15 protein-coding genes are annotated in these 23,797 nt (G+C 53.1%); 4 read left to right on the forward strand and 11 right to left on the reverse strand.

Annotated elements, in window-relative coordinates:
- Window positions 1-529: 529 nt before the first annotated feature.
- Window positions 530-2,596: an AsmA family protein gene (locus GC128_RS07995; RefSeq protein ID WP_151993857.1), complete on the reverse strand. Its 2,067-nt coding sequence runs from the start codon at window positions 2,594-2,596 to the stop codon at window positions 530-532.
- Window positions 2,597-2,661: 65 nt separating this feature from the next.
- Window positions 2,662-3,435 (reverse strand): cyclic-guanylate-specific phosphodiesterase, encoded by a 774-nt coding sequence (gene pdeH, locus GC128_RS08000; protein WP_151993939.1) that lies wholly within the window; start codon window positions 3,433-3,435, stop codon window positions 2,662-2,664.
- Window positions 3,436-3,667: 232 nt separating this feature from the next.
- On the opposite strand from pdeH, the gene kdgK reads away from it, so the two are divergent.
- Window positions 3,668-4,600: a 2-dehydro-3-deoxygluconokinase gene (kdgK, locus tag GC128_RS08005; RefSeq protein WP_151993858.1), complete on the forward strand. Its 933-nt coding sequence runs from the start codon at window positions 3,668-3,670 to the stop codon at window positions 4,598-4,600.
- Between the two features lie 45 nt (window positions 4,601-4,645).
- On the opposite strand, the gene GC128_RS08010 is transcribed toward kdgK, so the two are convergent.
- The 9 genes from GC128_RS08010 to bcsR form a co-directional block, all read right to left on the reverse strand.
- Window positions 4,646-6,133 (reverse strand): M16 family metallopeptidase, encoded by a 1,488-nt coding sequence (locus tag GC128_RS08010; protein ID WP_151993859.1) that lies wholly within the window; start codon window positions 6,131-6,133, stop codon window positions 4,646-4,648.
- Window positions 6,134-6,349: 216 nt separating this feature from the next.
- A complete protein-coding gene (locus GC128_RS08015) occupies window positions 6,350-7,636 on the reverse strand; it encodes a dicarboxylate/amino acid:cation symporter (RefSeq protein ID WP_151993860.1) in 1,287 nt (428 codons plus the stop codon).
- Window positions 7,637-7,799: 163 nt separating this feature from the next.
- Window positions 7,800-9,239: an EAL domain-containing protein gene (locus GC128_RS08020; protein WP_151993861.1), complete on the reverse strand. Its 1,440-nt coding sequence runs from the start codon at window positions 9,237-9,239 to the stop codon at window positions 7,800-7,802.
- 146 nt (window positions 9,240-9,385) lie between these two features.
- Entirely contained in the window at window positions 9,386-12,880 is a 3,495-nt protein-coding gene (gene bcsC, locus GC128_RS08025; RefSeq protein WP_151993862.1) for a cellulose synthase complex outer membrane protein BcsC, read from the reverse strand.
- Window positions 12,862-13,968, reverse strand: coding sequence for a cellulose synthase complex periplasmic endoglucanase BcsZ (gene bcsZ / locus GC128_RS08030; protein WP_151993863.1), 1,107 nt, complete (start codon window positions 13,966-13,968; stop codon window positions 12,862-12,864). Before bcsZ ends, bcsC begins: the two co-directional genes overlap by 19 nt.
- 3 nt (window positions 13,969-13,971) lie before the next feature.
- Window positions 13,972-16,323: a cellulose biosynthesis cyclic di-GMP-binding regulatory protein BcsB gene (gene bcsB / locus GC128_RS08035; RefSeq protein WP_151993864.1), complete on the reverse strand. Its 2,352-nt coding sequence runs from the start codon at window positions 16,321-16,323 to the stop codon at window positions 13,972-13,974.
- A gap of 10 nt (window positions 16,324-16,333) precedes the next feature.
- Window positions 16,334-18,955, reverse strand: coding sequence for a UDP-forming cellulose synthase catalytic subunit (gene bcsA / locus GC128_RS08040; RefSeq protein ID WP_151993865.1), 2,622 nt, complete (start codon window positions 18,953-18,955; stop codon window positions 16,334-16,336).
- Entirely contained in the window at window positions 18,952-19,716 is a 765-nt protein-coding gene (gene bcsQ / locus GC128_RS08045) for a cellulose biosynthesis protein BcsQ (protein ID WP_151993866.1), read from the reverse strand. The genes bcsA and bcsQ overlap by 4 nt, the downstream gene beginning before the upstream one ends.
- Window positions 19,717-19,726: 10 nt before the next feature.
- A complete protein-coding gene (bcsR, locus tag GC128_RS08050) occupies window positions 19,727-19,912 on the reverse strand; it encodes a cellulose biosynthesis protein BcsR (RefSeq protein WP_151993867.1) in 186 nt (61 codons plus the stop codon).
- A 300-nt stretch (window positions 19,913-20,212) separates the two neighbouring features.
- On the opposite strand from bcsR, the gene bcsE reads away from it, so the two are divergent.
- From bcsE to bcsG, 3 genes are read left to right on the forward strand one after another with little or no spacing between them, the layout of a single operon-like run.
- Window positions 20,213-21,775 carry a cellulose biosynthesis protein BcsE gene (gene bcsE / locus GC128_RS08055; RefSeq protein WP_151993868.1) on the forward strand — a complete coding sequence of 521 codons (1,563 nt, stop codon included), beginning with the start codon at window positions 20,213-20,215 and terminating at the stop codon, window positions 21,773-21,775.
- Window positions 21,776-21,777: 2 nt separating this feature from the next.
- Window positions 21,778-21,969 carry a cellulose biosynthesis protein BcsF gene (bcsF, locus tag GC128_RS08060; protein WP_226812029.1) on the forward strand — a complete coding sequence of 64 codons (192 nt, stop codon included), beginning with the start codon at window positions 21,778-21,780 and terminating at the stop codon, window positions 21,967-21,969.
- Entirely contained in the window at window positions 21,962-23,638 is a 1,677-nt protein-coding gene (gene bcsG, locus GC128_RS08065; RefSeq protein WP_151993870.1) for a cellulose biosynthesis protein BcsG, read from the forward strand. Before bcsF ends, bcsG begins: the two co-directional genes overlap by 8 nt.
- Window positions 23,639-23,797 lie beyond the last annotated feature (159 nt).

Consider the following 23,797-nt stretch of genomic DNA (forward strand, 5'->3'; position numbering starts at 1 on the left):
CTGCGCGGTAAACCCCAGCTTATCCCCAACGTTCAGGGTCGTTCGCGACTCGCTCCCGGCGATCGCTCTCTTTCGCTGCTCCCGGCAGCTCAACCCTGACTTATGGGTAACGCTGGGGCAATTTATACCGGGAACAAGGTCAAAACCGGCTCGGTGTGGTCTTTGGGTTTTGACGTTGACCTTGGGTTCCGGCTTCAATCGCGCCGTTTTTTACCCTTCAGTCGGGGTCACGTGGCCGGGAGCCACGTGAGTGAGCGATCGTCGGGAACGAGTCGCGAACGACCGCGAATGTTGGGTGAAAAACGGTGTTTACCGCTTGCGGCGATTGATTTGCCGGGAGTCCGGGTTCTTAGGGTGGCGACGGTGGCCACCCTAAGTCGTTCACCGGTTCAGTGGCTATATGAAACACTGAACATCGGGTGAACGGAACTGTCTCCCGACTCACAGAGATGTGACTAAGAGACAGCCCTGGGAGAGGGAGAAAACCGGGCGATCCCCTCTCCCGGGGGAGAGGGCCAGGGTGAGGGCCTCACTTCTTCATCTGCCCCAAAATACGGCTGCACTGATTGTCACCGCCCTCGGACGGCGAGATCAGCGCCAACAGAGCCGCGGCTGGTGTCACCAACGTCGCCAGAGCTGCCGCTACCGCGCCACGCGCAATTAGCGGCCCGGCTTTCACGCCTGCATCCGGGTTCTTAAAGGTGCCGCGCACATAGAGCGGCGAACGCAGCGTGATGATACGAATCCCTTTGCTTTCAGGATCGATGGTTAAATCGAGCCGTTCGCTGGCAAAGTTGGTATTCCCTGTAACGTTAATCAACGCATTTTCAGTATCAAAGGCGAATATTCTCGGCGTCGCGACTCCACCACGTAAATCAAGGTTTGCCGCCGCACAGTTAATCCGCACCTCGTCATCACCAAAGATTTGCCCAACAATATAGTTCCCGACGTTTAAGCCGACGATTTCCATCAGGTTACGGCTGATTAACCCGTCGTTCATCAGCAGTTTCAGGTTGCCGTCACTGCTGCCCAGCAACTCAGCAATAGAGTTGCCACGGCCCCGTAATTCCGCATCGCCGTTTAACTCACCGAGCGTTTTCTGCATCGACTCCACTTTTGGCATCAACTGTTTGAGCTGCAAACGCCGCGCCTGAATATCCGCCGTGCCGCGCATCGGCTTTTTGTCGCCTTCAAGGTGAATATTGGCACTGATGGTGCCGTTCGCCATGCCGAATTTCAGCGGCTGGAGCCGCAGGTCAGCGTTCTTCAAAATCACGTGCGTGGATAAGTTACTCAGTGGCAGCGTGCCACTGTGTTCGATACGGCCGCCTTTAAAGCGCACATCGGCATCCATCACATCCCACTTGTCGGTTTCAAAACGGTCATACGGCAAAACTTTGTCGGCGGGCTGATTCGTTTTCTCGCCTTTCGCCTGCTCTGACTTTTTGCTTTGCTGCGCACCTTTGCCGGAGTCCACGCCAATTAATGGGCCGAGATCCGCAAGACGCAGCTGTTTAGATTCCAGATCGCCTTCGAGTTTAGGGCGCGGTTGGCCTTGCGAGTAGGTAAGCGAGCCGCGAATGTCGCTGTCGCCAATGCGCCCGTTAAAGTTTTGGTAGCGGAATACCGAGCCTTTTTCAGTGTCGATTTTTGCCAGCAGGTGCCCATCCGTTTCAAACGGTGGCGTATCTGGTAGCAACACGCCGGTTAAATCGTAGAGATTACCCAGCGAATCGCCGGAGAATTTAAGCTGCAGATCGACGCCGCCCATTTTCATCGGGTCGTTAACCGTGCCGATAAACGCCACGCGGGAATTACCGGAACGCACATCCGCCTGCACCGGGAAGGCGGTGTCGCCTTCGCTACGCAGCGCTAACATGCCGCCGATTTTGCCACTGCCTTCCAACGGCGCACCGTTATAACGGCCTTTCATTTTCAGGCCAAAGACATAATCCCCGGCTTTCGCGGCGTCTTTCCCTTTGGGTTTTTTCCCTTCGACTTCGCTAAACGGCAGCGGCTTGCCGAGCGGGTCGACGAGGATTTCAATATCCGCTTTGGTGACCTTGTCGTTAACGGCGATGCGGCCTTTATCAAACAGAATATTGTCCATTCTGAATGACCAGGCAGACGGCGACTGGTTGGGATCTTTTGTCCCATCGCTGGCAAGTTTAAACGTCCAGTTGTTGTTTTTTTCTGACAGTCGAATAATCCGCGCATCAGGCTGTACAAGCTTGATCCACGGGATATAGACGGTTTTGGTCAGCAGCGCGAGCGGTGCCAGGGTGGCGTCAACACGCGGTAGATGCACCATCGTGATTTCAGGAATATCAGGCGGGTTACCAAGAATAATATCTTCGGCATGAACATGCGGCCACGGCACCCAACTACGCCAGCCGGTTTCTTCTTTGTTTCGCTCCCAAACCACGCCGAGATCGCCACGAATAGCGAACGGGCGGTTAAGTTCTGTCGAGACTTTTTGGTTGATGGTCGGTTTGAGCCGATTCCAGTCAAACGTCGCAATCACAATGATTGCCACCACAACCAACAACAATAAAACCCCGACGACACCGCTTACAATTTTTCCAGTTTTAGTCATGCCTTGCCCCCTTTCCTGATGTGGCTCGCTTTAACTAAAGATAGTTGAGCGGGGCCAAAACGGCATCAGGAGAGGCGAATCAGCACATTCTCCAACTGTTCAAACGGAATTGGGCGTGAGAGGAAATAACCTTGCGCGGCATAGGCGGGAGAGCGTTGGACATCACGCCATTCATCTTCAGTTTCAACACCTTCAACGATGACACCCTTGCAGTAGCGGTTCATCAATTGCAGCAGCATGGTGAATAAATTGCGACCTTCATCGGTGGTGCGCAGCATGATAAACAACTCACGCGCGACTTTGATGTAGTCATAGTGCATCTCACTCAATGCGGAGAAATTCGCAACACCTGTACCGAAATCATCAAGCCACAACGGGCCAAATTCCTGCATCCCAGCAAGCGTCACAGCCTGTGGTTGGGTGATGTGCTCAACCAGCTCAAAACGCACCCACGGCATTTTATTGATAAGCGTAAGAATCGGCTGGTGCTGTTTCATCGCCATCAATGTCGGGCCATCAACATTTACCGAGGCTAAAATTTTATAGCCAAGGAAGATGGATTCCCACTCAGCCAGCAGGCTAAGTTGCTCTTCGATAACCATCAGGCGTGAGCGGCTGGATATGGACGTGAAGTAACGATCCGGTGGAATGCGAATTTCCGGCTCATCCGGGTGAGTCACCACCGTCAGCAACTCTATTGCCATTAAGCTGCCGTCGATTTTATAAATCGGCTGGAAGGTGTACTGCCGCTGGCATTGCAGCCAGAACCGCCGTTCCTGCAAACTTTCGACACTCGCCTCAAGCGTATTAAGCCGGTGAGTGATCTGCTTAAACTTCATCATGTACGTCCTGTTTACCTTGATAACTCAGATGGCTCATCGAGAAGTTATCGGCGTGGCGCATGAGAACTTTATGTTCGCTTTCAGTACAACCTCAATCAATGCGAGTTATCTAACATCGGCAATAAACTGCCTTAGCTCAAAGTTTTCCGAAACATCGTTTTAAATTGTTTGACTCGTTTTTAGCCGACCAGCAAACTAGTGCCAATTTCATTAATTCAGGTTTACTGCTATGCCAACGCGCAAAATCGCCGTTATCGGTGAATGTATGATTGAACTGTCGCAAAAAGGTGCGGAAGTTAGCCGCGGCTTTGGTGGCGATACCCTAAACACTTCCGTTTATATCGCACGTCAGGTTGACGCAGCCGATCTTGAAGTCCATTACGTTACAGCTCTGGGTGAAGATAACTTCAGCCAGCAAATGCTCGACGCATGGCAGCAAGAAAATGTTCACACCGAACTGACACAGCGCCTGGAGCACCGTCTGCCGGGTCTGTATTACATCGAAACCGACTCTACCGGTGAGCGCACGTTCTATTACTGGCGCAACGAAGCCGCAGCCCGTTTCTGGCTGGAGAGCGATCAAGCTCAGGCTATTTGCGCAGAACTGGCACAGTTCGACTACCTGTATCTGAGCGGTATCAGTCTGGCTATCCTCAACGCGGCTAGCCGTGAAAAGCTGATGGCTCTGCTGACTCAGTGCCGTGCGAACGGTTGCAAGGTTATCTTCGATAACAACTACCGTCCGCGCCTGTGGGCAAGCCGTGAAGAGACGCAACAGGTCTATCAGCAAATGCTGACCTGCACCGACATCGCGTTCCTGACGCTGGATGACGAAGATTTGTTGTGGGGCGAGAAGCCTGTTGAAGAAGTGATTCACCGTACTCAGGCAGCTGGTGTGCGTGAAGTGGTTATCAAGCGTGGCGCTGATTCTTGCCTGGTAGCGATTCAGGGTGAGTCAACATTAGAAGTGCCAGCGGTGAAATTACCGAAAGAAAAAGTTATCGATACTACGGCTGCTGGTGACTCTTTCAGCGCGGGCTATCTGGCGGTGCGTTTGACCGGTGGCAATGCAGAAGAAGCAGCAAAACGCGGGCATTTGACCGCGAGCACCGTGATTCAGTATCGCGGCGCGATCATTCCTAAAGAAGCGATGCCAAAGTAATAAGGGTGTCAAAAAGGCGCCGAAAGGCGCCTTTTTATTTTACGGTCACTGAGCCGGAGGAATATCTGAAGTCGTATCCTGCTTAGGTTCATCCGTTATCGGAAGTGCCTTCGAAGGAACCATCACTTTATCCCACGTCGCTTGCAAATCCTTCATATTGAACTCAGGTTCACCCTGCGGTTGCAACAACACCAGAGCCATATCCTGAGACAACTGCTGGCGCAAATCCTGGTTCAGCATGTTCAGCGTCAAACTGTTCAGGAAATTCTGACGCAGCTTCTGATACTGTTCCGGTGCGATATCAACCACCTGGTTTTGCAGTGAACGCATACGCTGGCTTATCAACACGTCGGTGTCAGTACGCGCATAAGTGGCAAACAACTTGGCAAGCTCAGCTTTTTTCTGTGCAATTAACACATCAAATTCTTCCTGCGAAAGCCCTTTATCACGCACCTTAAGCAACTCTTTTCCCACGGTCGCCAAATTAGCATTCAGTTTATCGTTAGGTGAATCAAGGTTAATGCCACATTGCGCACGCTGGTACAGCACGCGGCAATCGAAGCTCAGGTTGAGGTCTGTCTGGTTCTGCTTGCTCAGATTCTGCTGCACATGCCAGAAAAGCGCCTCACGGGCGAGATCTGCACGCCAGTAATGCAATAGCGCAGAAGACTCACGAATAGGCTGCCAGGCGTTATCCCACATCAGTGAGAGCCTGTCCTGACGCACACTATCGGTCATCAAACTTACCGGAGTGCGTTTAAGCGGAGAAAGCGTTGCAACCGGTGCTGGTGATTCGCGCTTGCCGGTCAGGGTGCCAAAAGTTTTGTTGATTTGATCGGCTACGCTACGGCTATCGACATTACCCACCACAATCAGCGTCATTGCATCCGGGGTATACCATTTCTGGTAAAACGCCTTCAGTTGTTCGTTATCAACCGGCTGCTTGAGATCTTCTGCCGGGTCATGGCCCAACAGCGTGGAACCTTGTAGGCGATAGCGCCACCAGTTGTCTTTGGTGTTCATCGGCCAGGTGGCGACCATATCCTGAGCTTGCAGCGCGACATTCACCGTTTCTGGGGTAATGGCCATTTTGCCGCTACTGTCTGAAAGATAGGTTAAGGCTTCTTTAAGTAAATCATTGCGGTTATTTGGCAGGCTGAGATTAAACAGCGTGAAGTCATAAGAGACGATAACCGGGGGCAGCGGACGCGTTGGGTCCACACTTTGCTGCCATAAAGAGCGAGCCTGTAACGGCTGCAAGCTGCCGCTTTGTGTCAGCGCCAGACGAGGTAAAAAGTGGCTATAGCCGCTCTGTTGGGTGGTTTCAGTCAATGAACCAGTATTAACCAACAGACGAATTTCAATACGATCGCTAGGACGCTGAGGTGTGGCCAGGACTTGCCATTGAAAACCGTTGGCCAGCGTCCCTTGTTGCCAGGCTGGGTCGGGCTGAAGTGCTTCTGCCTGCACATTACTGGCGGCGGCGACCAACAGCAATCCGCCAGCTAAGAGTCGAATTTTGGTGCCCTGCATGTGAACCCCTGGAAAACAATCCTGATTAAAAAGTGTAATGGCGACATAGCATTACGCAATAAAGCCACCACAAGTGGCATTTCACCACTCCGTTTGACCGCATCTTCGCGGAAACGTCACTTTAAAATTGAAAAAAACGCCAAAGAAAATGGCTCAGGGGTCAATTATGCGCAGCAGCCCACAGCGAGGGCAAGTCGCTGTGGGCAATTGAGAGGGTTAAGACGAGACTTCGCTCACTTTTTTTGCGGAATGTGGATTATCAAGAGTTTCTTTCAACTGTTTCTCATCCAGTTGCTTCACCCACTTCGCCACTACGACCGTCGCAACACCGTTACCGACCAGGTTTGTCAGCGCACGGGCTTCCGACATAAAGCGGTCAATACCCAAAATCAGCGCAAGTCCGGCTACCGGCAGGTGGCCCACAGCGGAGATGGTCGCAGCCAACACAATGAAGCCGCTTCCGGTCACACCCGCCGCTCCTTTGGAGGAGAGCAGCAACACCACCAGCAGCGTGATTTGATGGAAGATATCCATATGACTGTTGGTTGCCTGCGCGATAAACACCGCCGCCATCGTCAGATAAATGGAGGTACCATCAAGGTTAAACGAGTAACCGGTTGGAATCACAAGCCCCACAACCGATTTGCGGCAGCCGAGTTTTTCCATTTTATCGAGCATTCTTGGCAGCGCAGATTCAGATGAAGATGTGCCCAGCACAATCAGCAGCTCTTCTTTGATGTAACGGATAAATTTGAAGATGCTGAAGCCTGTCATGCGGGCAATAGACCCCAGGACCAACACAACAAACAGAATACAGGTGATGTAGAAGCAGATAATCAGCTGGCCGAGCTGTACCAACGAGCCCACGCCATATTTACCGATAGTAAACGCCATGGCCCCGAAAGCACCGATTGGCGCAAGACGCATGATCATATTGATGATGCCGAAGATGACCTGCGAGAAACTTTCAATGACGTTGAAAATCAGTTGGCCTTTGTGGCCCAGACGATGCAGTGCAAAACCAAACAACACTGCAAACAGCAGCACTTGCAAGATATTGCCACTGGCAAAAGCACCGATAACGCTACCTGGAATAACATCCAGCAAGAACGCCACGATACCCTGTTGTTGCGCCTGTTCGGCATAGATTGCTACCGCTTTAGCATCAAGAGTTGCCGGGTCAACGTTCATGCCAGCACCTGGCTGCATCACGTTTACTACGATCAGGCCGATAATCAGGGCGATGGTACTGACCACTTCGAAGTAAAGCAGCGCCACGGCACCGGTACGGCCGACAGCTTTCATGCTTTCCATGCCAGCAATGCCCGTCACAACTGTGCAGAAGATAACCGGCGCGATAATCATTTTAATCAGTTTAACGAACGCATCGCCGAGCGGTTTCATCTGCGCGCCTAACTCTGGGTAGAAATGTCCCAGCAAGATGCCGATAGCGATTGCCGTCAGAACCTGGAAGTAGAGGCTTTTGAAAAGAGAGAGTTTCATAGGGTGTCCTTGAGAGGTGAAGATTCCGCAAACCTTTCGGCTTGCGGCATCAAAAATAACACCCACAAAAACACTCAAAAGTGATATCGCGCTAATTTGTAAACATAATTGTTAAATAATTGAGCTGACTCGCGCCAGCCAAGTAACAATTACAACAAATCATTTACTGTTGAGGGGTAGATAGATACTGCGCATCAAACTCTTTAAGAGTCATGGCCCTGGAGAATAGATAACCCTGAGCAAGAGTCACACCTTCGTTTAATAGCCAGTCACATTGAGCCTGGTTCTCAATCCCTTCAGCTACAAGTTTCAGCCCAAGAGTTTTCGCCATACCGATAATCACGCCAGCCATCGCACTGTCTTCCGGCAGGCCATCGATAAAGCTCTTGTCGAGTTTCAGGATATCTACCGGCAACGCTTTCAAATGGTGCAAATGGCGCAGGCTGGCATAGCCCATCCCAAAGTCATCCAATGCGATGCGCACTCCGGCTTTACGCAACGGGCGCAAAATATTCACGGCTTCTGTAGGATCGTCGATGCGGTGGCTTTCGGTAACTTCCAGAATCAACGTGCCGGATTGAATGCGATAACGCGCCAGCATTTCCAGTAGCGATGAACCCATCTTTTTGTGCAGCAATTGCTGAGCCGAGACATTCACACTCAGCGGCATGGTTATCCCACGGCTTTGCCAGTCCGCCAGCACGCGGCAAGACTCTTCAAGCACCCAGTTACCAATCATGTACATCAGGCCACAATTTTCGATGCGTTCAATCAATCCATCGGGTAAAACCCAGCTACCATCGGGCTGCTGCATCCGTAGAAACACTTCCGCACTGACCACTTCCTGGGTGCGCATATTGACTTGCGGCTGCAACCAAATGGCAAACTGCTGATCCTCAAACGCATTCAGTAAATCATGTTCCTGCGTCAAATGGCGTGGCATCATCATTTGCTGATTACGGTTATAGCTGCGCACCAACATGCCAATTTCATCATCATGATGCAGCGCGGGCAGCTTGAGTTGATGGCCCGCCGCATTCTGTGGACTGAGGTTATCAAGCTCACGAGCAATTTTGCGTATCGGATGGACAATCAAACGGTTAATCGACCAGCTAATCGCCACCGACAGAACCAGCGCCAGCAGTAAATAGGTGGTGAGCAAAGTGGAAATCGTACTAATGATGAATTTGTACATCCGCCAGGAATCCGCTTGCAGCACCAGATAGGCCAACGGCTGTGGATTTGCCGGGCGCTCCAGTGAATACAACGGTAATGAAATTTGCACCGGAAGCTCGAACAGACGGGCGATCCACATCGGAATAGGCCGCTCTGGCGCAAAGCTCTGCCGTAATGCCTGGAACTGGTTCGGTAGTACCACATCCGCCCGGCTAATAATGCCGGATGGCTGAATTTGATTCAGGATGTATTCGGCCTGAGGAATATCTGCCTTGAGGATAGCGGCAGACAGCGGAAGACGCACCGAATGGGCAATTTTCTCCATTTGGCTTGCTGTGTCGTAGCGGCTCTGCTGCACAAAGTGAAAAAGCTGTACCACGATAAAAATGAAAATAAACAACATGGCAACGGCTGATACCATTGCCATTTGTTTAATCGTTAATGAACGACTGACTCGCAAACTGACTCTCCACAATGACTGTGCCCTGCTAAACCCAGACGAGTATACTGCATTGTGCTTCCTTTTAGGCGCCAGGCTTGAGGATCAGAGAAATCTGTAATCGTTTTTACTAATCAGAAATCGGCGTAAGGCACTAAAGGTTGCGGTGGCATATTCATATCGCCCTGCCAGCCTGCCAGCGAATAACGCACGAAAATCAGCGCGTGGCTTGGCGTGTAATCTTTCGCTTGTTGAATATCAATTCCGGCACCAATCGACCAGTGTGAATCAATGCGCCTTTCAATCAACGCGCGCGCCGTATAACCAAAACCGTTGCTGCTGCTCCCGCCAGACGGGTCGTTACGATCCGGATAATCATATTCATCGGCGACCGTATTAAAGGTGTCTGGCACCAGGCTTGAAATTGGGTAGCGCTTCCCGGCGTCAGATTTAGAATAGGACCACGAACCCGAAGCACCCAACTCCCACGACCAGTTTTCAGTTCGCTGACGCCAGATAACCGGAATAGCGAACGAGACATACTGCTGCGGGCTGTAATAGCCGCCCTGGCCGAGGAAATAGTCGCTCAGATCTTTGTCGTAATGCCACAGCATGTTGGTCAGGCCAACGGTCAGGCGGCGATTGTTTTCGTTAATCAGCTTGTAGTAATAACCGGTCATGAAACGCACGCGCCAGTTGTCTGCAACGTTTTCGCCGGTCAGGGTATCACCGCTCAAACTGGCCCAGACGCCGTTCGCTTCCCCTTTATCATAGCTGGTACTGACGCCAATTCCCGTGGCGCGCACACCGCCCCACACGGTGTTGGTGTTGGGATCGCGCTGCCCGGCAAATGAAAGCATTGAACTGGAAATCGGGCGACGATGGGCGTTCAGCGTATAGCCCATCGGGCCGATGTCATTGCTGTAACTCACACCACCGACTACGTCTACGACATCAAAACCCAGCGGTGTGGTCCCAATATCCGTTTCCCATGTGTCGTTTTTCCAGCCGACGGCCAGGCTCGCGCCATTGGCACGCTGATGGTTGCTGCCGGTACAAGTGTGATTATTACAGGTTCCCCAGCGTTCATTGTAGCCACCATCCCCGCTGTTTTCGAACGTCCCGGCGTCCATCCCCACCACATCGGTGCGGAACCACATCCGCCCATCGCTGAGTGGAGCATCCACTTGCAGCATGGTGGTGTGCGCCTGAAGATCGGAATACCCCGGCGTACCGCTCGAACCCCAGTAATCATGGTCGAGCGTGACATTCACATCCTGCTGGCGGTAGAGATCGGCGGCATCGCTGCGCAGCCCACGTTTGAGCCAGTCATCTTTGGCATCGTTGCGCGTCAGGCGGGTAAAGGTGTCGTTGTCCATCGGGCGTGTATCAGCCACGCCGGATGCCAGCATCGCGTCTTTGTAGGTTTCTATTGCCTGCTGCGGCTGATGGTTTTCAGCCTGAAAACGTGCGCCATCGCGCATCACCAGCGCACTTTCCATCGAGGGTGGCTGGCTTTTAGCCAGCGGAATAATGCGCGCAAAGGTTTGTTCGGCCTGCGTGGTATCGCCAACAGCGCTCTGAACGTTGGCGATACGGCGTTCGGTATTAACCGACGGCGGCTCGCTGGCGACTGGCGGCATCTGAGTTAACTGCTCGCGCGCCTGAATTTTATTGCCCTGCGCCGCATACACTTCAGCAAGGCCAAGCCGGGCATCGTTATTGGCTGGGTCGCGTTGCAGCACCTGTTGATATTGCGCGGTGGCGGTGGCGTGATCACCGCGTTGTGTTGCCCAGTCCGCGAGAGTCAGATCAATACGATCAGATTGCGGCTGCTGTTTGAGCAGCATAATGGCTTCACTTTCTTTGCCGCTGTCACGCAGGCGATTCGCCGTTTCCATTATGCGATTGCTTTGCAGGCGGTCGGCGAGTTCGTTGATATTGCCATTCCACTGGCTGCGCGGCAGGGTATTCAAATGAGTCAGTGCCGCCGCATCCTGATTCTTTCCGGACAGATACAATCCGTTGGCATAAACCTGTTCCGGGTCTGCCGGGCGGCGTTTTGCAAGGCCGCTCATTAACGCATCCGCTTCGCTGTGTTTGCCTGCGGCATCCAAATCTTTGCCCAGGCGATAAGTAATCCATACGCTTTCCGGGTCAAGTTTCAGGCGCTGACGCTGTACTTGCGCGGCTCGCACCCACTGGCCCTGGCTTTCCAGAGCGGTGGCTTCCTGCTCCAGGCGATCACCTTCAAGGCTACGTTCGATATCGTCAATGCTGCGTCGCTGGCTGGCAGACAGGCTCTGGATAAACGCCGTAGCCCGTTCAGGAGACTGGCGGCGGTAAACATTCGCCAGCCCTCGCACCGCATTGCTGTTGCCGCGGTCCATCCGTAATGCCTGCTGGTAATAGCGTTCGGCAGCCGCATCGTCTTTACGCGCAACCGCAACATCGCCCAACCCAAGCACGGCGTAGCTGTCGGTATTATCAACGTCGCGCGCCTGCTGATATTTTTGCTGCGCGCCCGCCAGGTTATTGGCTTTGAGCTGCGCATCACCTTGTTCAATCAGCAGCCAGTAGCGGTTGGTTTTCAGCAGGCTATCCCATTTGCTGCGGTTGTCGCTGTTCGGGTCCATGCTGATGGCTTTTTCAAACTGCTGGACGGCACGCGCGCGGTTTCCCTGCTGGGAATACGCCTGGCCTAACGCCCCAACGGCTTCGCTGTCGTTGTGGTTTGAGACCAGCGCTTCTTGCAGTTGCGGTATGGCTTTCCCTCCACTACCGGAACCGACATCCGCCATCCCCTGCGAGCGGGCTTTAAAAGCCGGGTCGGAGAGCTGCTTCTGCTGTTCGGCAAGTGCGGCGCGGGCGGTATCAACCGTTTCACCTTCACTGAAGGTGCCGAGGAAGCGCTGTAACGCAGCGACACTTGCGTCGCTCACAGGAAGGTTTCTGATTTGGTCATACCAAATATTTGCCGCGTCTTTACGGCCATTATTGGATTTTGCCATCTGCTCCAGAACGTCAAAACCTTCACTACTGCGCCCATTGGCAAACATCAGGCGCGCAAGATTGCTTTGCAGTTCAACGTTACCAGGGTTGGTGGAATTAAGCGTTTTGAGTTGATCGATAGCCTGCGCGCGCCGGGCGGGATCTTTTGCCATCAGCGTCCAGTATTCCACCGCCAGAGTTCCTGCCGGTGGATTACCGTTAAAGAGTTTTTGATAAGCTGCAATCGCTTCTGTTGTATGCCCCGTAGTGGCCTGCAAGCGCGCTTGTTGCAACTGTTGGCGCCCTTCCGGCGTTGACAGCATCATGGTGACTTGCGACTGCTGGTAAGCAGAAGAGGATGGCGCAAGCTGCGACAGGCGATCGAACTGCTTCTTCGCCCCTTCGTTATCGCCCTGGCGCAGCAAATAACGCATACGTGCCGCAATCACGTCCGGGTTGTTAGGGTCCATTAGCTCGAGCCGATACAAGGACTGGCGAACCAAATCCTCACGTTTGCTGGCTTCACCTAACCGCACCTGTTCCAGCAGTTGCTGTTGTGGCGTCACGGCGGCATTTGCCCAGGGCATCAGCACCAGGCCGAGTGATAAACTAATAATATTTAATGAGAATTTGCGCATGCCTTGCCCCAGCTTGGGATTAGCTCACCCTGAGCATTAAAACGAAAATGTCGCTGATCCCATCCCTGGCCAAAAAGCGTTAACACCGTGTTGTAGTACTCGCCTTGACGTAACGGATTTTGTTTCATCCGCTGGCGCTGCATTTCCCGGGCTTTATCGCTCTGCAAAAAAGGGAGCAGCGCGGCAGAGAAGCCCACCGGGCCGTCACCATGGCTTTCACCCGTTTCAATAGCGACATTTTCCGGCGGCAGACCAGACTGTTCGGTTATCTCCGCCATCGGTTTCCAGCGTTCGAGCAACTGCGCTTTGTAGGGATCGTTATCCGCCATCATGCCTGCCCACAAATAAACGCGAATCGCGTCATAACTGCCCGTCAGCGTCGTTTTCCCTTTGAATTCCCAACCTTTTTCCGCGACCCAATCGACCCAATCAGGGGCGAACCCTTTGGGAGAAGTCTCGAGTAAAAGACGCTGGTTGGTATCGCGCATCGATACCCACGGGCCGCTGTAGCGCGCCACGCGGCTTAATACTAACTGCGGTAAATAGCTGGGATTCAACCGCCAGCGAGGTTCATGGTTAAACCCGACTTTGCCGGGTAATAACATGTAGCCCAGACCGGGGATGTTAGCCACTTCCTCTTTGGCAACGCGCCTTAACAACTGCTGCCCAAGCCGCATATATTCGGGGTTCTTCCATAGCCGCCCGGCTTCCAGCAGGCTCCATACAATCCACATATCCGCATCGCTTGCCGAATTGCTATCCAGCACCGCCCAGGTGTTTTGGCCTTTACGCCCCCACAACCAGGCGGGCAAATTATTTTTTAGCGAACCCTGTGCCAGATTGTTCTGCGTCCACTGTAATAGCTGCGCAAAAGCCTTTTGATCATTGGCGGCCAAAGCGAAGAACAACGCGTAACTTTGCCCTTCAGACGTGGTGATTTTGCGTTCATCACTGGGGTCGATAACCCGCCCCTGGTCGCTGATGTACTCTTTTTTAAACTGCTCCCAGGCAGGCCAGCCACAGGCTGCCTGCCCGGAGAACGAGACGAAAAGCCATCCTGCCAGTAGCGTCCTCGTCAGAGTTTTCATACGTTATTCATCATCGGCGTCAATACGGCGACGACTCAGGATGCGCAGGATCCGCCACAACACCCAGGCCAGCAGCACTACGCTAATCGCCGCCAGTAACGCCAACAGCACCGGATGGGTGGAGAGCGCATACCAGACGCGCTCGAACCACGGTAAATGCCCGACGTAATAAATATTCCCCACCCGAATGCCGTTGACGCCAGATTCACGGATCACCGCCACCGAGCCGGAAACGGCGGCGCGCTTGCCGCTGTCGTTCATGGCGTTGTTCAGCAATTCGAAACCACGCGGGCTGTCAGCCAGCAAAGCGACAACACTGCGCTGGTCGTTATACGGTGACTGGAACCCAACAATGGCGGCCATCGCGCCCTGCGAGGAGATGGTGGTTTGCGTATCGGCTATGCGGTCAGACTGATCCAACATGGTGCTTTGCAAAACTGACTGGCGCATCGGGGTTTTCACCCAGCTTTTCGCCGCATCCACCAGCAAGTCCACACGTTTATCGTCTTTGAGATCCTCCGGGATAGTGCCAATTATCATAATGTCGGCATCTTTCCCCTGAATGGTGCTGGCATCATCGGTAACCGTGACGTTAATCGCCGGGAAACCGGTTTGCGAGCCAATGGTGCCCAGCGCGTTAAACATCGCGGTGAGTTGCGCCGGTTTCGGCTCTTTGTTCACCACGACGATAGTTTGCGACAAATCTGCCATACGGCTGAACGGGAAGCCCGCGTTGGCAAATGAACGCAAATCGGGCATCGCAATAAAGTGATAGTAGTTAGAGAAGTCCATGGTGGAGTCGCCCTCAATGACCACATGGTTCTGCACCGGCTGGAAGGTAATACAGTTTTCGAGAGAACCGCCTGGCATCGGGTTCATGTAGACAAAATCAAAGCGCAGATGGTTAGCCGCACCCAGTCGAAGCGCCGGGAGCGCTACATCATTTTTACCATCCAGCAGCCCTTGCAGAACCGGCAGACGCAGCATCAGCTTGCTGTTTTCTTCATTCGGCTGGAGGTTAAACGACTGTAGGAACTGGTCGTTGAGGCTAATGTCCATGCGCGAACTGTCTTTTATTGGCGGCGCGGTATAGCGATATTTCAGGTCCATATCGATGCCGTTGCTGCGTATCAGGTAGAGATCCGGCGGCAGATTCAACGTGACGTTAATCGACGCGGGCTCAAGGCCGGTGGCCTGCAATTGCTCCTCGTAACTTTTCAGCTCATCCAGCGTAATGGGGCGGTCGGTGCGTACCCAGTTCGGCGCATCGTAAGGCTTACGCGGCAGTAGCGGCTTCACATCATCAATGGTGACGCTGTTGCCACGGAACAGCACGTTACCCTGAGCGATCCCTTTTGCTGCCTGAATCAGGTCTTTATCATCGCGGCCAAACACCACCAGCAGTTTCACGTACGGGTTATCCGGATGGCTAATCATCTCAACCGTAGGCGCGGTAACCGGCGGGTGGTCACGTAAGAAATCAGGGCGCTTGTCGTTGGTTGCAAACACGATGCCGTTACGGTCTGGCAGTTGGTTGTACAGCACCGGGAACTGCTGGCCGCGCCACACGGAGCGGGAGCCGAACCAGGAAGCGACAATCCCGGCGGCACGTTGCTGTTCAATATCAGGCGTACCGGCAAAGACCATTGGCAACACCAGCGGGCGGTTGTCACGGCTATCAAAGAACGGAACCGGGAAGTGCGACAAATCATCGCGCACCGGAAGGCGTTGATAAGTTAGCGCCAGCGAACTGCTACGGCCAATATCCAGCCACAGCGTCGAGTTCGACGGGTTTTCGCAGATGTCGCGGTAGTGGCCGACAAACTCCATGCGTATCTTGTTAAAGTCCGTGATGTACAGCGGATCGATTGGCAACTGGGCGGAAGTTTTTTTGCCCAGTTGCTCTTTGGTCACCGGCAGTACGCCCATCAACTCTTCGTTCAGATAAACTTTCAGTTGCGACTGCACCGGCAGCAGTGATGGCGACGGGGTGTATTCCAGATTCAGCATCGCTTTAGAAACCACTTCATCGCTACGCATGCCAAACTCAATCGAGCCCGTCGGGTTCACGCCGCGCAGCACCATGCTGCCCGGAGGCGGGGCGATTTGGGCGAAATTCAACTTCACATCACGGGACGGAACGCTCTCCTCAACAACGGGAGTATTCGCCCTTGCCGCAGGCTCAGGCTGTTCGCCTTGCGCAGGGGCAGGCACCGGCGCAGTTTCAGGAGCCGTGGATGGAGCCACTGCAACAGGAACATCTGTCGTAACCTCATCAGCAGCATTTGCCATTATTACCGGCAGGGCGTTAAGACTCAGTGCCGCTGCGCAAAACCAGGATAGTCTTCTTTTCATCGCGTTTTCATCATTGTTGGGCCAATGCAGACACGGTCCGCTGTACTGCCAGGTTATTCCCCGGGCTACGCGGAATAAATGACACAATCCAGTCCACCAACATCGTGACGGAGTGGAAAACAATTTTTAGTGAAGGGGGAGCAAACTCCGCCAGATGTCGGTAACCCCGGAAACCGAGTTTGAAAATATCCAGCAGGCTTTCCAGCGGTTTATCTTCCGGGAAACTGTCCTGCCAAAGCGCCCAGGTATCGGCTCTGGCAAAAGTACATTGAATAAAATCAATATGTTGTCGGGTAGTCATTTCGGTGAGCTGTAGCCCCACCTCGTCGCCAAAGACGCGCATCACCTTCGCCGGGAAGAAATACTCCTGCTGACCGCGTTTGAGCAGCAGGTTCACTTTTTGGCCTTCCAGCACGTTGGCCGCACCGTGGATTTTGATCCCCACCCCGCCATCGGAGTAATCATGTAAGGTGCAAGGGAACAGGTGGCCGTCTTCACGCGCAATGGCCGCAGGCATCGCAATTTCAACGCGGTGCCCGTGCCTGACCTGTTTACTTTCCACAGAGACAGCCACCGCTCCCCCCAGAATCGTCAGGTTGTAGAACACCCACACCACACTGACCACCACGGTCAACATTTCGTTTTCCGGGCCTTCCATAAAACGCCAGACGCCAAATGCCACACCCAGAAGATTCAGCATCACCAGCCACAGATACGGCTTACTGATCACCCAGTCGACATATTCGTTTTCGACAAGGCCTCCTTTCGCCGTCACGTTAAACTTGCCTTTTTGCGGGCTGAACAAAGCCATCAGCGTAGGATGGGCAATATACCAGGCCAGTACCGTTTCGTAGATTTCGCTCCAGAAGGAGTAACGATATTTGCCCTGGATCTTCGAGTTGGTCAGGCTTGCGTGGATCATGTGCGGCAGAACGAAGAGCGCAATCATCAGGGCCGGGGCGTAAATGATGTAAGCGTGCAACAACAGAAACGCCAGCGGTGCTGTCAGGAAGATCAGACGGGGAATACCTGATAAGAAGTGGAACATGGCGTTCGCGTAGCACAGGCGCTGGGCGAATTTGAGCCCTTTGCCGAACAGCGGGTTATCGAGACGGAAGATTTGCGTCATGCCACGCGCCCAGCGAATACGCTGGCCGATATGCGCAGACAAACTCTCCGTCGCAAGCCCAGCCGCCTGCGGAATTCGCAGATACGCGGAGGTCCAACCGCGACGGTGCAGGCGCAATGAGGTGTGTGCATCTTCGGTTACTGTCTCAACGGCAATTCCGCCAATATCATCCAGCGGCTCGCGGCGAATCACTGCACAAGAACCACAGAAGAACGTGGCATCCCACATGTCGTTCCCGTCCTGCACCAGGCCGTAGAACAGCGTGCCTTCGTTAGGGGTTTTACGGAATCGCCCGAGGTTGCGTTCAAACGGATCGGGAGAGAAAAAGTGATGCGGCGTTTGCATCATCGCCAGCTTTTTCTCTTTGAAGAACCAGCCCATGGTTAACTGGAGGAACGAGCGGGTCGGTACGTGGTCGCAGTCAAAAATAGCCACAAACTCACCGGTGGCGTATTTCAGCGCATTGTTGATGTTCCCGGCTTTGGCGTGGTTATGTGTGGTTCGTGCAATGTATTTCACCCCCACCGAATCAGCAAACTGGCGGAAATCTTCCCGCCCGCCATCGTCCAGGATCCAGATGTTGAGTTTGTCTTTTGGCCAGTCGATACCGAGCGAGGCGTAGATCGTACTCTTCACCACACTCAAGTCTTCGTTATAAGTCGGCACGAATATATCAACGGAGGGCCAGGTGTTGGTGTCTTTCGGCATCGGCACCGGCTGGCGGTTAAGCGGCCAGACAACCTGGAAATACCCCAGCACCAACACCAGCCAGGCGTACGTTTCCGCAAAGAGCAGGATCAGGCCACACACCAGGCTTACCGGGTCGCTCCAGTTCAGCGTCGAGGTATAACGCCACCAGATATAACGGCAGGATACGGTCAGCGACAGCACGATCATCATTAATGCCGAGAAGCGCCCCGGCAGGCGCCGCACCAGCAGTGCCACCCCCCAAAGCAGTACCAGGAAGGTAAACTGCGCCAGCGGATTGAATGGCTGAGTGATACACAGTAGCGCCAGGACACCGGAGAACACAGTGACGACGCCGAGCACAAATCGCCGCAGGCCATGGCTCAGGTGGCCCAACTCTTTTTCGTTTTCCAGATGGTCAGTATGCTGGCTGAAGCGCTCAGGTAATTTATCGAGCCAGCCGTACCAACTGGTACGCCATGCCTGCATTCTGTCCAGCGATTTGAAATTTACCCACTGGCCTTGTCTCTTTTCCGGCAGGCGTATCAGCAGCCAGAGGCTCTGGAGCGTATAGCGCACGGCATCCAGTGGGCGCGGACGTAATGGATTAATATGCGGATAAAGTTGGGCCTGTTGTTTACGCAACCGCGTCCAGTTTGCGTTTTCCAGCGGCAACAGCGTCCACGCCAGAATAAACCAAAGGCAACCGAGTGCAGCGCTAAACGGCGGCGCACCGTTACGGCGATAAGTGTGATACCGAACGCTAAGCCGCTGGCTGGCGGCGGGCAGCAGCAGCCAGTTCGCCAGCGAGGTCATGATTGAGGCCCTGAAACCAGGGTTTCTGCGTCTCTCGGATCAGCAAAATTGAGCAAGCACCAACTCGCCAGCGTCATCAACTCTTCTGCTGCGAGGGAATCTGGTCGATATTCGCCGAGCGGCTGTTTCATCGCCGCTGACTCCGCCAGGGCCTCATCACGATGGATAACAATGGGGATCATGTTGTGCTGGCTTTGCAGCCACAGCTGGTAAATATCATCCTGTAACTGGCTTGCCACCAACAGATAGTTGACCAGAATCCGCGCCGAAGCGGGCAGCGTTTGCTGATGGAGACGTGTGTGGCAGTTAATATCAGGCTTCACTATGGTCAACACGTTATCGATTTTGCTCATTAATCGACGCGTGAGTCGGTCATAGCCGTAAGGCAAATCAACCAGAATCCATTGATACCGCCCGCTAGATTTCAGCTCCTCAAGCCCATCCACGAAATCGCCAAGTGTCTCTTCAAGTGAAGAGGCATTTTCTCGCTCATGTGGGGTAAGTTGCCCGAAGGGCAGAACATCCAGATGGGTGTCGTAGTGCCAGCCTGTTTCTTGCCAGCTATTGTTGTCCAGCAGCGCACGCGCCCAGCCGCCCTTATGAGCGAAATCGATGTTGAAAGACAGGCGTAGCAAATTGTCTGGTGAGGCATCCACCACCAGAACCGACTCGCCTAATTGTTGTAATGACCACCCAAGCGCTGCGGTGATAGAGGTGGTTCCCACACCACCACGCAACCCTTGTAACCCAATGATCGCCATCAGGTACTCCCTATTGTTGCGTTAATTCCGCCAGTAATGGCCAGCGTTTCATCGCCGCTGCCAACTGCTCTCGTTGTGATATATCGGTATAATCTATTTCTGGTAGTGAAAATGCTTTGCTGAGCGCCAAAAAATCATTCTGGAAAGCATACACAAGGGTGTTTTGCAGAACATCTTCACCTTCTTTTTCATGCATTATGGCTCACATTCCTTAGCCGTAATCATTAAGAAGACAGGCATATGTTAGGAAACAAGAAAATGTATTGGCTATACATGCTAAAACCGATGCTCTTTATTTTCAATCTTAGGTTTATTTCTTGCCTTTCGCTAGTAAACTGACAGACATACTACACACTAAATAATCTAAGTTGCATCTCGATAGCACGAGAGCGAAACCCGATAAGTTTACCCAGGTGAGTGATTCGGGTGAGTGGACGCAGCCAACAAAGAGGCTGATTGAAGTGTGATGGGTATAATTAATAATAAAGAGGACGCCATGGAACCCATATTTCTGCTCGGCATCCGTTCATTATGGGACGAATTGCGGAACATGCCTGCCGGTGGCGTCTGGTGGCTTAATCTCGATCGCCACGAAGACGCTATAAAGCTTTTAAATCAAACAGTTGCAGCGCAAGGCTACCACGCTAAAACCGCTGTTATTACTATGGGCGCAAAGCCGCAAGACATCATTAAATTAGATGATGATCACGGTCCAAAAAAAATCCGCCTTTTTAGCATGCCAAAATCTCAAAATAGTCTAGAATTTCTGCGCCGCGATTTAATGTGTAACATAAATCCAGAATATTATTTCTTTATATTACTGGTCTCAGACAACATCTGGGACAATATACCCCCTGAAAAACTAAGGAAATGGCTGAGAAGCATTAACAAATGGGCGCGTCGCTATAAATGCTCTTTATTACTCCTTAATTCTGGCAGTAGTAGTGATAAACAAAGGTCATTATTAGTTGGCGAACATAGAATACTTAATGGCCTCGCAAGCCTGCGCTATCAGGATGATATTTACCGCTACGATGTCTCTTTTTGGTGTAATGAAAAAGGGGTCAGCGCTCAACAGCAGTTGGATTTGCAGTGGACAAACGATGGCTGGCAACCGGTGGAAACCACTGAAACTCAACCGCAACCACGCAGCGACGAAAAACAAATTCTAAGCCATGCGACCATTCTGGAAGGTGCTCCGCCGCTCTCAGAATATTGGAAGGTGTTTGATAATAACGAAGCCTTATTTGAGGCAGCCCGTACGAGCCAGGCGGCAACCGTTATTTTCTCGCTTTCCAAAAACAGCCAGATAGACAGCATTGCCCGCCAGATACACACCTTACGTCGCCAGCGCGGCAGCGCCCTGAAACTCATCGTGCGGGAAAACACCGCCAGCCTGCGTGCCACGGATGAGCGCCTGCTACTCGGTTGCGGCGCTACCCTGATCATCCCCTGGAATGCGCCACTGTCTCGCAGCCTGACCATGATAGAAAGCGTGCAAGGCCAACATTTCAGCCGCCATGTGCCGGAAGACATTAACGTGCTTATCGACCGCATGCAGCCGCTAAAACTGCGTGGTTACCAGCCATGGGGCGACTTCTGCAACGCGATTTCTACCTTGTTGAATAACACGCTGTTGCCGCAGGATGGCAAAGGGGTGATGGTCGCGTTGCGCCCTGCACCTGGCTTGAGCACGGAACAAGTGATGACATTGTGCCGCACCAACCGTACCGGCGATATCGTCACCATCAGCGAAAACCGCCTGACGCTGTTCCTCTCGTTTTGCCGTATAAACGACCTCGATACCGCACTGAGGAATATTTTCCCGCTACCGGTGGGCGATATTTTTTCTAACCGGATGGTGTGGTACGAAGACAACCAAATCGCTGCGGAAATCATGCAAATGCAGGCGTTGAATCCAGAAAAATGGGCCAAACCTTTAGCCGTCCCGGTAGAAATTAGCGAGGCGCGCAATGCCCGACGTGACAGTGAGGCGGTGCGCCGGGTCCCAACGCCTGTTGCTCTTTTGAAAGCGCCTGAGCGGGAGCAAGCACAATAATGATGAACATAACTGACATCGCTCAACTGGTGCTATTGTGCGCGGTGATATTTATTCCGTTGGGTTATTCTGCGCACCACTGGCTGCCACGATTGACGGCACTGATCCGGCTGTTGTTCTTAAAACCACGTTACGTTAAATCGGCCGGAACGCTGCGCCGATCTTCTGTCAAGGCTGACCATCGACATGACTAATCAAACAAAACCTGGGGCAATGCCCGTCTCTTTTTGGCAGAACTGGCGCGGTCTGGGTGGCTGGAACTACTATTTTTTGCTCAAGTTCGGCTTGTTATGGACCGGATATCTCAACTTCCATCCATTGGCAAACCTGGTGTTTGTCGCATTCCTGCTGTTCCCATTGCCGAACCTGACGTTCCACCGCATTCGCAACTGGATTGCCATCCCCGTCGGGATTGGCCTTTTCTGGCATGACACCTGGTTACCGGGCCCGGGCAGTATCATGGCGCAAGGTTCGCAGCTTGCGGGCTTTAGCATGGATTACATTATCGATTTGGTGACACGCTTTATTAACTGGCAGATGGTCGGAGCCGCTTTTGTGCTGCTGGTCGTCTGGATGTTTATCTCTCAGTGGCTGCGCGTTACGGTTTTTGTGGTGGCGGCGCTGATATGGCTGAACATCCTCACCCTAGCAGGCCCGGCGATTTCCCTTTTCCCCTCTGCGGCACAAACACCAACCGCAGCAACAGCGGGGAGTGCGGCAGTAACAGAAACCGGAGGCAGCATAGCGCCGGTTCCAGGAGATATTCCGGCCCAGACCGCACCACCGACGACGCAGAACCTCACCGCCTGGCTGAACAACTTCTATGCCAGTGAAGCCAAACGCGTGACTCACTTCCCGACCTCGCTCCCGGCAGATGCACAGCCGTTTGAGCTGCTGGTGATCAACATTTGCTCGCTCTCCTGGGCCGATATTGATGCCGCGGGTTTAAGTGCGCATCCGCTGTGGAAACACTTCGATATTCTGTTTAATAACTTTAACTCAGCGACCTCTTACAGTGGCCCGGCAGCAATTCGCCTGCTGCGTGCCAGCTGCGGGCAAACCTCGCACAAAGGTCTTTACCAGCCCGTTTCTAACCAGTGTTACCTGTTTGAAAACCTGGCGAAACTGGGCTTTAGCCAACACCTGATGCTGGACCATAACGGTATATTCGGCGATTTCCTCAAAGAGATCCGCGAAAATGGCGGCGTGCAGTCTCCGTTGATGAACCAGGAAGGGTTGCCGACTGGCTTGCTGTCGTTTGATAACTCGCCGGTCTACGACGACACGGCGGTGCTGAATCGCTGGATGGAAGGGGAAGGACGCGAACCTAACACGCGCAGCGCTACATTCTTTAACCTGCTGCCGCTGCACGATGGCAACCACTATCCGGGCAACAACAAAACTGCCGACTACAACATCCGCGCCCAAAAACTGTTTGATGAACTGGATGCGTTTCTCACGCAGCTTGAGAAATCTGGCCGCAAAGTGATGGTGGTGATTGTGCCGGAACATGGGGCCGCACTGAAAGGTGACAAAATGCAGGTTTCCGGGTTGCGCGATATTCCAAGCCCGTCCATCACGCATGTCCCGGCCGGTGTGAAATTCGTCGGCATGAAAGCCCCGCATCAAGGGGAGACGATCAAAATCAGCCAGCCAAGCAGCATGCTGGCAATCTCCGAACTGGTGGCGCGTTCCGTTGATGGCAAAAACTTTGTTGCCGAGCAGGTGGACTGGGATTCGCTAACTAAAAACCTGCCACAAACCGCAGCGGTATCTGAGAACTCGAATGCCATTGTGATCCAGTATCAGGATAAACCGTATGTGCGCCTGAGCGGTGGGGATTGGGTGCCATATCCGCAGTAAGGGATGTGTCGCTGGCGTCTTCAAACGTATAGGGAATAATCGCGACTGTTAAGTCAGTGCAGTCGCGATTAACTTGAACCGATCAGTTTCGACGACCACTATTCAGGAGCGCCAGCATGTCAGTCACATATTTGCTGACTTAGAAGCTCACCATTTTGT

The organism is Buttiauxella massiliensis (assembly GCF_902500225.1).
GTDB classification, from domain to species: domain Bacteria; phylum Pseudomonadota; class Gammaproteobacteria; order Enterobacterales; family Enterobacteriaceae; genus Buttiauxella; species Buttiauxella massiliensis.

Excerpts from the sequence above, each read along its gene's own strand:
- GC128_RS07995 (WP_151993857.1), bottom strand. The coding sequence starts at position 2,596 with ATGACTAAAACTGGAAAAATTGTAAGCGGTGTCGTCGGGGTTTTATTG.
- pdeH (WP_151993939.1), bottom strand. The coding sequence starts at position 3,435 with ATGAAGTTTAAGCAGATCACTCACCGGCTTAATACGCTTGAGGCGAGT.
- kdgK (WP_151993858.1), top strand. The coding sequence starts at position 3,668 with ATGCCAACGCGCAAAATCGCCGTTATCGGTGAATGTATGATTGAACTG.
- GC128_RS08010 (WP_151993859.1), bottom strand. The coding sequence starts at position 6,133 with ATGCAGGGCACCAAAATTCGACTCTTAGCTGGCGGATTGCTGTTGGTC.
- GC128_RS08015 (WP_151993860.1), bottom strand. The coding sequence starts at position 7,636 with ATGAAACTCTCTCTTTTCAAAAGCCTCTACTTCCAGGTTCTGACGGCA.
- GC128_RS08020 (WP_151993861.1), bottom strand. The coding sequence starts at position 9,239 with ATGGCAATGGTATCAGCCGTTGCCATGTTGTTTATTTTCATTTTTATC.
- bcsC (WP_151993862.1), bottom strand. The coding sequence starts at position 12,880 with ATGCGCAAATTCTCATTAAATATTATTAGTTTATCACTCGGCCTGGTG.
- bcsZ (WP_151993863.1), bottom strand. The coding sequence starts at position 13,968 with ATGAAAACTCTGACGAGGACGCTACTGGCAGGATGGCTTTTCGTCTCG.
- bcsB (WP_151993864.1), bottom strand. The coding sequence starts at position 16,323 with ATGAAAAGAAGACTATCCTGGTTTTGCGCAGCGGCACTGAGTCTTAAC.
- bcsA (WP_151993865.1), bottom strand. The coding sequence starts at position 18,955 with ATGACCTCGCTGGCGAACTGGCTGCTGCTGCCCGCCGCCAGCCAGCGG.
- bcsQ (WP_151993866.1), bottom strand. The coding sequence starts at position 19,716 with ATGGCGATCATTGGGTTACAAGGGTTGCGTGGTGGTGTGGGAACCACC.
- bcsR (WP_151993867.1), bottom strand. The coding sequence starts at position 19,912 with ATGCATGAAAAAGAAGGTGAAGATGTTCTGCAAAACACCCTTGTGTAT.
- bcsE (WP_151993868.1), top strand. The coding sequence starts at position 20,213 with ATGGAACCCATATTTCTGCTCGGCATCCGTTCATTATGGGACGAATTG.
- bcsF (WP_226812029.1), top strand. The coding sequence starts at position 21,778 with ATGAACATAACTGACATCGCTCAACTGGTGCTATTGTGCGCGGTGATA.
- bcsG (WP_151993870.1), top strand. The coding sequence starts at position 21,962 with ATGACTAATCAAACAAAACCTGGGGCAATGCCCGTCTCTTTTTGGCAG.